Annotated in this window: 10 protein-coding genes; 5 read left to right on the top strand and 5 right to left on the bottom strand. The window is 33.1% G+C overall.

Features of this window, described 5'->3' with window-relative positions; all coding sequences use genetic code 11:
• Positions 1 to 138: 138 nt before the first annotated feature.
• From OIU80_RS07565 to OIU80_RS07555, 3 genes are all read right to left on the bottom strand, one after another.
• Positions 139 to 735 (bottom strand): molybdopterin-dependent oxidoreductase, encoded by a 597-nt coding sequence (locus OIU80_RS07565; RefSeq protein ID WP_264286429.1) that lies wholly within the window; start codon positions 733 to 735, stop codon positions 139 to 141.
• Positions 736 to 752: 17 nt separating this feature from the next.
• Entirely contained in the window at positions 753 to 2753 is a 2001-nt protein-coding gene (locus tag OIU80_RS07560; RefSeq protein ID WP_264286428.1) for a TonB-dependent receptor plug domain-containing protein, read from the bottom strand.
• A 262-nt stretch (positions 2754 to 3015) separates the two neighbouring features.
• Positions 3016 to 3363 (bottom strand): winged helix-turn-helix domain-containing protein, encoded by a 348-nt coding sequence (locus OIU80_RS07555; protein ID WP_264286427.1) that lies wholly within the window; start codon positions 3361 to 3363, stop codon positions 3016 to 3018.
• Positions 3364 to 3632: 269 nt separating this feature from the next.
• Between OIU80_RS07555 and OIU80_RS07550 the strand changes: the two genes are divergently transcribed.
• The 4 genes from OIU80_RS07550 (at position 3633) to rpoN (ending at position 11186) form a co-directional block, all read left to right on the top strand.
• A complete protein-coding gene (locus OIU80_RS07550; protein ID WP_264286426.1) occupies positions 3633 to 6743 on the top strand; it encodes a leucine--tRNA ligase in 3111 nt (1036 codons plus the stop codon).
• Between the two features lie 336 nt (positions 6744 to 7079).
• Complete coding sequence (locus OIU80_RS07545) at positions 7080 to 7766, top strand: zinc metallopeptidase (protein ID WP_264286425.1); 687 nt, start codon at positions 7080 to 7082, stop codon at positions 7764 to 7766.
• A gap of 368 nt (positions 7767 to 8134) precedes the next feature.
• Entirely contained in the window at positions 8135 to 9583 is a 1449-nt protein-coding gene (asnS, locus tag OIU80_RS07540; RefSeq protein WP_264286424.1) for an asparagine--tRNA ligase, read from the top strand.
• A 139-nt stretch (positions 9584 to 9722) separates the two neighbouring features.
• Complete coding sequence (gene rpoN / locus OIU80_RS07535) at positions 9723 to 11186, top strand: RNA polymerase factor sigma-54 (protein ID WP_264286423.1); 1464 nt, start codon at positions 9723 to 9725, stop codon at positions 11184 to 11186.
• 77 nt (positions 11187 to 11263) lie between these two features.
• Here rpoN and OIU80_RS07530 read toward each other — a convergent pair whose 3' ends face one another.
• On the bottom strand, positions 11264 to 11701 hold the full coding sequence (locus OIU80_RS07530; protein ID WP_264286422.1) for a hypothetical protein: 438 nt from the start codon (positions 11699 to 11701) through the stop codon (positions 11264 to 11266).
• 48 nt (positions 11702 to 11749) lie between these two features.
• Positions 11750 to 12340: a thymidine kinase gene (locus OIU80_RS07525; protein WP_264286502.1), complete on the bottom strand. Its 591-nt coding sequence runs from the start codon at positions 12338 to 12340 to the stop codon at positions 11750 to 11752.
• Positions 12341 to 12584: 244 nt separating this feature from the next.
• Between OIU80_RS07525 and OIU80_RS07520 the strand changes: the two genes are divergently transcribed.
• Complete coding sequence (locus tag OIU80_RS07520) at positions 12585 to 13640, top strand: hypothetical protein (RefSeq protein ID WP_264286421.1); 1056 nt, start codon at positions 12585 to 12587, stop codon at positions 13638 to 13640.
• Positions 13641 to 13742: the final 102 nt, after the last annotated feature.

Genomic DNA, 13742 nt, shown 5'->3' with positions numbered 1-13742 from the left:
TAGACACAAAGTTCGCAAAGCTTTATGTCTATATAAAGTCCTGTAAGCAAAAATTTAGCGCACTTTGCGGTTAGATCTTCAAAAAGCAGTTAAAATTCTGAACCTTTACTACTTTGTATCTTTGAACCTATTTTCAACCTATTTCACTTTATAAACTTCGATACTTTTAAGCCAAGAAACATGGCGTGGACCTGTTTTTATATCATTTTTACAAATCGTAATCATTTCTCCGTTTTTTACTGGTTTACCATTTTCTTCAAAAAGAACATACGCATTTTCTCCTGTTGGGTTATTAAAAATTTCTGCCCACGAAAACGTTGCCATATAGCCATCTGAAGCTCTAGCTACAATATAAAAATTACGGTCTTTATGTCCGCTTTGTTTAATTTTAGCTTTCTCCAAAATATCTTTTAGCAAAACTCCTTTACACGTTTTATCATCTTTTTTAACTTCCCCACTCTGGCAAACTACTTTAAAATCAGTAATCGTTGCCACTTTCATTTTGCGTAACGAATCTACAGTTAATTGCAACGGAAATTCAACCTCTCCCTTTACTTCAATTTGATGATTTACCAATTTCAAACTATCTGCTGGTGTAAGAACGGGATGTTTATCATTATCTGTTTCTGAAACTTTTTCAGTTGAAACGGCATCTGCTTTTTCTTTTTTAGAAGAATTACACATCGTGCATGAAAATGCAATTAAAAAAATGAGAATGTAATTTTGAGTTTTCATATAAAATTATTTTTGATTTAGTTATTAAAAAAACGAAGTGTCACAAAAAAATTACGCCCTTCTTCAGGATATCCTTCCACAAGGCTGTAGTTCTTATCAAATATGTTATTTACTCCAGCATCGATACTGAAATTTTTAGCCATTTTACCTGAACCATACAAATTTAAAAGTGTATAATCAGGAACTCTCGTGCCATAACTAGTGCTAATTCTAGACGAATTAAACTCAGAGTTAGCGATTAATCTCAATCGTTTTATTGGCTGATATTCTACCGTTCCCATAACTTTAGTATTTGGCACATCGGTAAAATGAATAGTAGGATCCGTTAAGTTATTTCTTTCGATATAAGTATAATTAACATTAAAAGATAAATTCTGCAAAAGCAAATAATTCAGTTGCGCTTCAATCCCCATGTATTCGGCTTCACCAAAGTTTTGCATTTGCGATTTCCCCGGCGCAACATTGCTTACATTTAAAATCGCATCGGTAAGCGAACTATAGAATACAGCTGTTTGAAAAGTTATTTTATTAAAAAGATTTGCTGTATAATTTATTTCATAGTTCACCGCTTTTTCTGGCTTCAAGTCAGGATTAGGAATTGCCGTTCCCATTCGGTACGAGTATCTATCTTTTATAGTTGCAAAACGTGTTTTCTGCGAAACGGTGGCTCCAAATTTTTGATTCTCATTTGGTTGATAAAAAAATCCTATTTGCGCATTAAAGGCATCACTTGCATCTGCCGTTGGATAATCAGAAATTACTTTTGTCGTGCTATTATAATCTTCCGCTTCTTTGTTTTTCCTGATGTTGTAACTCACTCCGGGAACCAAAGTAAACTTGCTTGAAATTTTATAAACATCTTCAATCCCAATCAATACAGTATTATCTACAAAATTACGTACCGGTTCGCCAAGGTTATTTTCCCGATGCACATCTTCTTTAAAATGAAATGCAATCTTAAGGTTATTTTTAGGGATTATTTGTGTATCATATTCCAGATTTCCTCCATACGTATAATCGTTATAATTACTCTGAAAAGCATACGGTTTTGTTTGGGCAGAATAGGTATCATCATCATAACTATTCAACCTATTTTTAAATTTATCGTAGTATATTCTGGTTTTAAAACTGTTCTTATCGTCAAAATTTGAATTAGAGATAAAATAATAACTCTCCTTATCCCAATTAGGCCATTGCCAATAGCGAGGTTTTGCATAAAGCGAATTAAGTACATCATCTCCCGCATAAACAGGATTTCCTTTCTTGCCTTGCTGATTAATATACCCTATTGCATATTCGCTTTTTTCGGTTGGAATCCACCCTACTTTAAAGCTAATTTTCTGATCCGTACGATAGGAATTACCTCTTTCGCCTCCATCTTCGTTTTTAGAAGGAACATAATTAGATGACATTCTAAATGAATCGCGATGCAAATACGAATAGCCACCCTGAACATAAAATTTACCCAGATTAGAACCAATATTAATATTCCCTTTATAACCGTTTGAATTAATCATGCCTAGCGAACCATCATATTCTAATATTCTCGAAGGTTTTCTGGAGATAAGATTAATAGCACCTCCAAGCGAATTTGGACCATAAAGCACTGATGAAAATCCTTTAGAAACATCAATAGCAGCAAGGTCAAAAGTGGTAAATCGAGCTAAATCTACATAACCATCATAAGGAACATAAACCGGAATACCGTCCATATAAACTGGAACTTGTCTTAAATCAAACCCACGAATCGAAACCATAGATTCATTTCTTGGTCCCGAAGCCGTTAAACTCACACCCGGAAGCATATTTAATGCCTGCGAAACATCCATTTTATTTTGCGACTCCATTTTTTTTGTCGTCACCCTTTTTAATGTATCCTTGCTTTTATTATTTTTTATAATAACTTCTCCAAGCATAAACATATTAGAAGATTTTACTGAATCGGTTGCAACCGAATTATTTTGTTGGCATAAACCAATGAGCGGAAATAATAGAAACGTTATAATTTTTAGCTTCATAATTTTCAATAATTTTTCAGTATGTTTTTAAAAGAATACTGATGATTAGCGTTTTTATTTTGGATTACAATTAATCCGTTTTGTATAATTTCTAAAAACATTCAACACATAGATCGCTATGTGAATTTTAAATAAGTGGAACGCCTGTTTTTTTTAACTTATAAAAGCTATGTCTCTATCTGTTAAGAACAATTAGCCTCAATGCTATTATTAGTCAATTTTTTCAGTATGTTTTAAAATGAACACTGATTATTAAAAAAATTTAGAACTTTAAATTTTGAACTTCTTTTTGAGCAAAATCTTTAATTCTTCTTTCGATTTCATAAAATACTGTAATTGCAGTTTCACCAGCTTCTGTCAATCGTGCCCCTCCGCCACCTTTTCCTCCCAAGAGTTTTTCTACCAAAGGTGATTCGGCACGCTGGTTCATCTCTTCAACCAATTGCCAGGCTTGCCTGTAAGCCATTTTCATTTCTTTAGCAGCATTAGTTATAGAGCCTGTCTTTCTTATATTCTCTAATAACCAAATTTTGCCAATACCTAAAAAAGGACCTTCGGCTTCTTCAATCCAAAGTCTAACCTCGATAGAATATTTTTTATTATCTCCCATTTATCTTTTAAAAACGCCTCTAAAATACTCAAATTTTAAGTAAAATTATTCTTTCAATTGCCTAAATGTTAAAAAATTAAAAAAATCATTTCTATCTGCAAAACACAAATTTAAGTGTTCAGACTTTTTTAAATACTGATTTTTATCATTAAACTTATATCTTAAAAAATTACTTTGGTACAATGCACAATAAACGTAAATTTGCGAACTTATAATTCAGTGATAAAACCTTAAAATCTTTGTCACTCTGAACCTTTGAACCTTACAGAATGAAATACAATCCGATTGAAATAGACGCCAAATGGCAAAAATATTGGGCAGACAATAAAACTTTTGCAGCCGAAAACAATTCCGAAAAGCCGAAACATTACGTACTAGATATGTTTCCTTATCCATCTGGAGCAGGCTTACACGTAGGGCATCCGCTAGGTTATATTGCTTCAGATGTGTATTCTCGTTTTAAAAGACATCAAGGTTTTAATGTTTTGCATCCAATGGGTTACGATAGCTTCGGATTGCCTGCAGAGCAATATGCGATACAAACAGGTCAACGTCCAGAAGATACTACTCGCGTAAATATTGATGGTGGTGTTGATAAAGAAGGAAAGCAAATTGCTGGATACAGAAAACAATTAGATAAAATAGGATTCTCATTTGATTGGGACAGAGAAGTTCGTACTTCGAATCCTGATTATTACAAGCATACACAATGGATTTTTATCCAATTGTTTAATTCTTGGTACAATAAAGATGCTGATAAAGCCGAAGACATTTCGACTTTGGTTTCTGTTTTTGAAAAAGAAGGAAATGCAACTGTAAATGCAGTTTGCGATGATAATATAGCAAGTTTTTCGTCAAGCGAATGGACATCATTCTCGTCTGATGAGCAACAAAAAATACTATTACAATACAGATTAACCTATTTAGCAGAAACCGAAGTAAACTGGTGTCCTGGTTTAGGAACTGTTTTAGCAAATGACGAAATCGTAAACGGAGTTTCTGAGCGTGGAGGCTATCCTGTAATTCGTAAAAAGATGACACAATGGAGCATGCGTATATCTGCTTATGCAGAACGTTTGTTACAAGGTCTTAACGATATCGACTGGAGTGAATCTATAAAAGAATCACAAAGAAATTGGATTGGAAAATCGGTTGGAGCACTAGTTAAATTTCATGTCAAAAGTCAAAAGTCGAATGTCGAAAGTGAAGCTACACTTTCTGACTTTGGACCTTCGACTTTAGACTCTGTTATCGAAGTATTTACGACACGTCCTGATACTATTTTTGGAGTTACGTTTATGACATTGGCTCCAGAACATCCTTTGGTTGCTGAGATTACAACTCCAGAACAAAAAGCAGCGATTGAAGCCTATATCGAAAAAACGGCAAAACGTTCTGAGCGTGAGCGTATGGCCGACGTAAAAACTATTTCGGGAGTATTTACAGGTGCTTATGCAGAACATCCTTTTACAAAAGAACCAATTCCGGTTTGGATTGGCGATTATGTTTTGGCAGGATACGGAACAGGTGCAGTAATGGCGGTTCCTTGTGGAGACGAAAGAGATTATGCTTTTGCCAATTTCTTTAAAGGTCAAAACGGAATGCCAGAAATCAAGAATATTTTTGCCAATGTTGATATTTCTGAAGCTGCTTACGGCTCAAAAGACAATGTTGAAATTGCAAATTCTGATTTCTTAAACGGATTAAATTACAAAGAGGCAACTCAAAAAGCGATAGCAGAATTAGAAAAACTAAATCAAGGAACAGGAAAAACCAATTACCGTTTGCGTGATGCAGTATTTTCACGTCAGCGTTATTGGGGAGAACCTTTCCCTGTATATTATGTAAATGGATTGCCACAAATGATTGCAGCGCAACATTTACCAATTATTTTACCTGAAGTAGAAAAATATTTACCAACCGAAGACGGATTGCCTCCTTTAGGAAATGCAACTGTTTGGGCTTGGGACAGTGTACAGTGTTTAGTTGTTAGTACACAGTTGATTGACCATAAAACTATATTTCCATTAGAATTGAATACTATGCCGGGTTGGGCAGGAAGTTCTTGGTACTGGATGCGTTATATGGATGCACATAACGAAAACGAATTTGCAAGCAAAGAAGCATTAGCATATTGGGAAAGTGTTGATTTATATATTGGAGGAAGCGAACATGCAACTGGGCATTTATTATATTCTCGTTTTTGGAATAAATTCCTAAAAGACAAAGGTTTTGCTCCAACTGAAGAGCCATTCAAAAAACTGATTAATCAGGGAATGATTTTGGGAACTAGTGCATTTGTTTATAGAATTACACCTTTTTTCTATATTGAAAGTTTAGATATAAGATTAACGGGACTGTCATTAAAAATTCCAACATTTTTTATTACAGCAAAATATAATGATGTAAATAATTTTAGAAAAATTATTGACGAAATTGTTATCTCAAAAAGTTTTGATGAAGTTAAAAAACACTTAATTATTGAGTTTCCTAATTTAAGTTCTAAATTAAGTAATTTAAAAAAGGAAGACATGTCTTTATTTAACATTACCACTAATGCTATTCATGCTGATGTTTCAATAGTAAATTCTTCTGATGAATTAGATATTGAAAAATTTAAAGCTTGGAGAGATGATTTCCAAAATGCAGAATTCATTACTGAGGAGAACGGTAAATACATTGTAGGTCGTGAGGTCGAAAAAATGTCGAAATCATATTATAATGTAGTTACACCAGATGATATTTGTAATGAATATGGTGCTGATACCTTACGTTTATACGAAATGTTCTTAGGACCATTAGAGCAAGCTAAACCTTGGAATACTGCTGGAATTTCGGGAGTATTTGGTTTCTTGAAAAAATTATGTCGTTTGTATTTTGATGATAACGGTTTAATTATTACCAATGATGAGCCAACAAAAGACAACTTAAAATCATTGCATAAAACCATTAAAAAAGTGGTAGAAGATGTTGAGAGTTTCTCTTTTAACACATCGGTTTCTCAGTTTATGATTTGTGTAAACGAATTATCTACACAAAACTGTCATTCTCGTGCTATACTTGAGCCTTTAGCAATTGTAATTTCGCCTTATGCACCACATATCGCAGAAGAATTATGGTCGTTATTAGGTCATACAACATCTATTGCAACTGTTGCTTTCCCTACTTTCGAGCCTAAACATTTGGTAGAAAGCAGTAAAGAATACCCAGTTTCATTTAACGGAAAAATGCGTTTCACAATCGAATTGCCTTTAGATTTAACCAAAGAGCAAATCGAAGAAATCATTATGAAAGATGAAAGAACGTTAAGACAATTGGATGGTAAAACACCAAACAAAGTAATTATCGTTCCTGGAAAAATCATTAATTTAGTTGGGTAATACGCACATTAACCCGTTGGGTATAATTCATTTAAATTTCATTTAACACATAGAAACATAGCTTTTATGTGTAAAAAAGAGCAAAAAAAGAAATATATTTCTTTCACATAGCTGACTGTGTGCATTTAAAACAAGTGAAACACCTTTTCTGAGAGTGCAAAACTTATGTTTCTATGTGTTAAAATTAATTATGCAATATTTAAAATCCAAATTCCAATGCATGTTGGAATTTGGATTTTTTTATTTTAAAAATGACAAAATGACATTTTTTTAATTTGGTTCAGAAATTGCTATTTATCTAGTAACTTTAAACAATAAACTAAAAAACAAAAAGATATGGGAATGAGTTATTTAATTCTTGCTGGAGCGATTATGTTATTTAGCTGGTTAGTTAGTTCAAGACTGAAGAGTAAATTCGAACTATATTCTAAATTGCAATTACAAAACGGAATGACTGGTGCTGAGATTGCCGAAAAAATGCTTGCTGATAATGGTATCCGTGATGTAAGAGTAATTTCGACACCAGGTCAGTTAACAGACCATTATAATCCAGTAGATAAAACAGTAAATTTAAGTGAAGCCGTTTACAACCAACGCAATGCTGCTGCAGCTGCCGTTGCCGCACACGAATGTGGACACGCTGTACAACATGCCGTAGGTTACCAATGGTTAACAATGCGTTCTAAATTAGTGCCAATTGTAAGTGTTGCTTCGACTTATATGCAATGGATCTTGCTTGCAGGTATCCTAATGCTTCGTAGCTTTCCACAATTATTACTAATTGGAATTATCATTTTTGCAGCAACAACAATATTTTCGATTGTGACTTTGCCTGTAGAATATGATGCAAGTAATCGTGCTCTTGCTTGGCTAGAAAACAAAAGAATGCTTACACAACAAGAACAAGCTGGTGCAAAAGATGCATTGAAATGGGCTGCCCGAACTTATGTAGTGGCTGCTATTGGCTCAATTGCAACTTTATTATATTATGTCTCAATTTATATGGGAGGAAGAAGAAACTAATGATAAAATGTGCCAATTAGAAAATGAGATAATTGCTCGATGAACTAATTTTATAAAACCTCGATAGATTTTTAAATCTATTGAGGTTTTTGTTTTTACTATGTTATACAATTAAAAACCTCTTAGCATAACGGTACAGTATCTTATAAGCTAGATAGCAACAAAAATTAATCATATATACAAGATTAAAAGAAACCTTATAAAATTGATACATTTACTCATTGACACATTTCCCTTTTTCTAATTAACCAAATACCAAATCGACACATTTTCTAATTACAATTGACTCCTTATGGCATTTACAAACATTTCGATTATATTTGCAATTCGATTGAAAGACAATTTTTAATATCAATTTTATACTTAAAATGAAACATACTAAAGTTAAAGACTTACTAAACGGTACAAAGACGCTTCAGGAAGTAAATGCAAAAGGTTGGGTGAGAACATTTAGAAACAATCAATTTATTGCACTTAATGACGGATCTACCATTAATAATATACAATGTGTTGTTGATTTTGAGAATACACCAGATGAAACTTTAAGAAGAGTTACTACTGGTGCTGCGGTTTCAGTAACTGGAACTTTGATAGAAAGTAAAGGTGCTGGTCAGAATGTTGAAATTCAGGTTTCAAAACTAGAAATATTAGGAGATTCAGATGCTGAAAAATTTCCGATACAGCCAAAAAATAAACCAAGCTTAGACTTCTTACGTGAAAATGCACATTTGCGTGTACGTACCAATATGTTTGGAGCAATAATGCGTGTTCGTTCAGTATTATCATATGCTGTACATAGCTATTTTCAAGAAAAAGGTTTTGTATATGTAAACACACCAATCATCACTGGTTCTGATGCTGAAGGTGCTGGAGAAATGTTTAAAGTTACCGCTTTGCCTTTTGACAACACACCAAGAACAGAAGATGGAAAAGTAAATTATAAAGAAGATTTTTTCGAAAAAGAAACAAACTTAACGGTTTCTGGACAACTAGAAGGAGAAACTTATGCAATGGCTTTAGGCCAGATTTATACTTTTGGACCAACTTTTAGAGCAGAAAACTCAAATACTTCTCGCCATTTGGCTGAGTTTTGGATGATTGAGCCAGAAGTTGCTTTTAATGATTTGGATGACAATATGGATTTGGCTGAAGATTTTATTCAGTACGTAATTAAATATGCATTAGACAAATGTCAGGATGATTTGAAATTTTTAGAAACTAGATTACTAGACGAAGAAAAATCAAAACCTCAGGCAGAAAGAAGCGAAATGGCTTTATTAGAGAAATTAAACTTCGTATTAGAAAACAATTTCAAACGTGTTTCTTATACTGAAGCAATAGATATTTTGAGAGATTCAACTCCTAATAAAAAGAAAAAATTCCAATACATCATCAACGAATGGGGAGCTGATTTACAATCAGAACACGAACGTTATTTAGTTGAAAAACACTTTAAATGTCCAGTAATTTTATTTGATTACCCAGCAAACATTAAAGCGTTTTACATGCGTTTGAATGACAACACTGAACCAGGAAGAGAAACAGTTCGTGCAATGGATATCCTTTTCCCTGGAATTGGAGAAATCGTAGGAGGTTCTGAAAGAGAAGAGCGCTATGACGTTTTAATCGAAAAAATGAAAGCCTTAGAAATCGACGAAGAAGAATTATCATGGTATTTAGATACTAGAAGATTTGGTTCGGCAACACACTCAGGTTTTGGTTTAGGCTTTGAGCGTTTGGTATTGTTTGTAACCGGAATGACAAACATACGTGACGTAATTCCTTTCCCAAGAACTCCTGGAAATGCAGAATTTTAACATAAGACACTCAGTCACTGAGGTACTAAGGTTCTAAGTTTTTAAAACTGAAATGAAAAAATAATTTTAATTCGAATTTAATTCGTCAATAATAAAGATACTCAGCGCCTTAGTGCCTTAGTAACTTAGTCACTTTTTTATGCTAAAGCAATTTTTAAATTTAAAATTATCTCAAAAATTATCTCCACAGCAAATTCAGCTGATGAAGTTAATTCAATTGCCTACGCAAGCATTTGAACAGCGTTTATTAGAAGAAATGAACGAAAATCCAGCTTTAGAAGCCGGAAAAGAAGAAGAGTACGAAGCGGATGAATTTGCGAATGAAGAATATGATGATTATGATGACGCAGAATCAGACAGAATCGAAGCAGATGATATTAACATTGACGAATATTTAAGCGACGACGATACTCCAGATTACAAAACTCAGGCGAATAACTATAGTGATGATGATCAAGAGCGTGAAACTCCATTTGCATCACCAGTTAGCTTCCATCAAGATTTAATCAATCAGTTAAATACTTTTATCTTAAATGATGAAGAGCGTGAAATAGCCGAATTCCTTGTAGGAAGCATCGATGATATGGGATACATACGAAGAAGTATTCCAGACATTGTAGATGATATGGCTTTTACGCAAGGTATTTATACCGATGAAGCAACGGTTGAAAAAATGTTGCATGTAATACACGAACTAGAGCCTTCAGGTGTTGGAGCACGTGATTTACAGGAATGTTTATTACTACAATTAAAACACAGAACTCCAACAGAGTATGTAGAATTGGCAATCGATATTATCGAAAATCAATTTGATGCTTTTACCAAAAAGCATTACGATAAACTGTTACAGAAATACAATGTTTCGAATGAACAGCTTAAAAAAGCAGTTCATGAAATAGAACGATTAAACCCAAAGCCAGGAGGCGCATTTACAGGAAACAATAAAGTTACTGAGAATGTAGTTCCCGATTTTGCGATCCGTATTGTTGATGGCGAGCTTGAATTAACCTTAAACGGAAGAAACGCCCCATCACTACATGTTTCCAAAGATTATCAGGAAATGATGCAGACCTATAAAGATTCCAGAGATAAATCGACAGCACAAAAAGATGCAGTACAATTTATAAAACAAAAACTGGATTCTGCTAAATGGTTTATAGATGCTATTCGCCAACGTCAGGAAACATTATACGTAACCATGAATGCAATAATGCATTATCAGGAAGAATATTTTCTAGATGGTGATGAAACCAAGCTAAAACCGATGATTCTTAAGGATATCGCCGATATGGTTGGGTTAGATATTTCGACTATTTCGCGTGTTGCCAACAGCAAATATGTAGAAACTCCCTATGGAACAAAACTGATAAAAGAATTCTTTTCGGAAGCGATGAAGAATGATCAGGGTGAAGATGTATCGACTTTGGAAATCAAGAAAATTTTACAAAATACAATTGAAGAAGAAGATAAAAAGAAACCGCTTCCAGATGATCAACTTGCCGAAATTCTAAAGGAAAAAGGATATCCTATTGCCAGAAGAACTATTGCAAAATACCGTGAGCAACTTGATATTCCTGTAGCGAGAATGCGTAAGAAAATGTAATTATTTATATTTTAAAAACATAAAAAAACCCGACAAGTTTCAAGAACCTGTCGGGTTTTTTCTTATATAAAAATTACTTATTTATACTGACTTGGCAGAATTGTAACTTTAAACAAAAACGCTTTCTTTTTGTCATTATAACTATAAACCAATGTGAAATCATTTTCCCTAAAAACTTCAAGCCCTGAATTTGCTTTGGCTGTACTCAACAAACTTTTTTCAATTTCTTCATGTATAACCGCAACATCAGCTGTTTCTTTTTCCACATTTAGCAATGTTAGATTATATTGAACAACTTTTTCCTCATGTAAACTTACACTGTCTAAACGAATTCCTTCTTGAATTGTTAAAGGGCAATTTTTATTATACTTACCTACCAATTCTTTTACTTCTGTTTTTACTTCAGCGGCACTTTCATAAAAATAAAATTGAAAGAAGCCCACCAAAACAACTGCAATACCAATTGTAACTAATAACCAAATATTCTGTTTTCTTTTACTCTCTTTTTCTTGCATTGCCTCTTTTAGTTTAAAACATTATTCAGAATATCAAAAAAAACAATCTTATTTTTCCTGATTTTTTTTCATTGCATTATAATATGCTGCACGACTTAATGGCTCATATTCTTCGGTTTCACCCAACATGACCAATTTATCATTATCTGTCTTACGAAAGCTATAATTAGCAAGATTTCCTGTTCTTGTACAAACCGCATGCACTTTGGTCACATATTCGGCAGTTGCCATAAGTCCTGGCATCGGACCAAACGGGTTTCCTTTAAAATCCATATCTAATCCTGCAACTATTACACGAATTCCTTGATTAGCAAGGTCATTACAGACTGTAATAATTTCATCGTCAAAAAACTGAGCTTCATCAATACCAATAACATCACAGCCTTGTGCAAGAATAGCAATATTGGCTGCTGCAGGAACCGGTGTTGAACGAATTTCGTTTGCGTCATGCGACACAACCATTTCGTCATGATAGCGGGTATCAATAGCAGGTTTAAAAATTTCGATTTTTTGTTTGGCAAATTGAGCACGTTTTAATCTGCGGATTAACTCTTCGGTTTTACCCGAAAACATTGACCCACAAATAACTTCAATCCAACCAAATTGTTCTTTGTGATTTACTGTATTTTCGAGAAACATTTTGTATTTTTCTACCTTTAAAAATGAATAGTTTTCATTACTTTGTACAAGTAATAAATCAACATAAAAATTCAATGCTTTTACGTTTTTTCAAAAGTAGAAAATTTTTATCAAATCGAAGATTCAAGAGCAAATATTTAAATAAATAAAAAGAATATTGCACAATGTTTCTTTCATTTTTTGATTTCATTCAAAAGAATACACATTAATAAACATGCCTAACTCATTATAATTTTCAAACGTTATGAAAAAAAAATTGGAAGCCGATTTAATCAGCATTGCACATCGAATTTTAAAACTTAAAAATAAGTCCGATATCAATCAATTATATCTTGAAACGCAGAAATTATATGAAAAATTAGCCGTTTTAAAATTTATTGATGAGAATTTTGAAGATACTAAACCAACTATTGGTCGCGGTCAGATAGATGCTACAATTGAAACTGCATTTGAAAAAGAAGAAGTAATTCAATCTGAAAAAGTTATTATAATTGAAGAACCAATTGCAAAAGAAGAAATCATTGTAAATGAAGTTCTAGAAACTCCTATCGAAGAGATTCCTGAACCAGTAGTTAATGAAGTAATCGAAAGCAAAATTGAAGAGATTATAGAAGAAGAGGTTATTGCAGAAATCCCAGAATCTACAGAAGAGATTCCTGAGCCCTTTTTAAAAGAAACAGTCGAAAGTAAAACAGAAGAAATTATTGAAGAAGTTGTCGTAGAAGCTCCTGAACCAATAGCCGTTGAAAAATCTATTGAAGAATCTGTTAAAGAAGAAAAAATTGAAGAAGCAGAAACTCCAATTGCAAATTTCATTCCTTCATTTGATTTTACTCCAGAAGTAAAAGACGAAACTCCAGAAAAATCAGATGTTGTTCATATTTCGTTCGAAGATTTAATGGGGATCGATTATAGCAATGCACAATTTGTAAAAGTAGATAGTTTTGAAGCAGTATCTCCTGCTCCAACTCCGCCTGCTCCAACAGAATTTAAAGAAAAAAAGAAAGAGATAGTAGCCACAACAGCAGTTTTAGAAGAACCTAAACCTGTTTCTTTAAACGAAAAACTTTCTAAGGGATTTCATATTGATCTTAATGACCGTATTGCATTTACAAAACATCTTTTTGGAAATAGTCCCGAAGACTATAATCGTGTTTTAAATCAATTAATCACATTTGATAGTTTTGGTGAAGCCAATGAATTTCTTGAAAGCATGGTAAAACCAGATTATAACAACTGGGAAGGAAAAGACGAATATGCAGAACGTTTCGTAGGTATTATCGAGAAAAAATTCTCATAAACACGAATTTCACAGATTCACACTAATTTATTTTCACGAAATTTTTAACATTCTAATCATTCGTGCTAATTCCTGCAATCTGTATTTAAATATTAAAAAAAA

Source organism: Flavobacterium frigoritolerans, from assembly GCF_025847275.1.
In the GTDB taxonomy this organism is placed as follows: domain Bacteria; phylum Bacteroidota; class Bacteroidia; order Flavobacteriales; family Flavobacteriaceae; genus Flavobacterium; species Flavobacterium frigoritolerans.
Note: the sequence above shows the minus strand (reverse complement) of the source record. Positions and strands in the feature narration are given on the sequence as shown.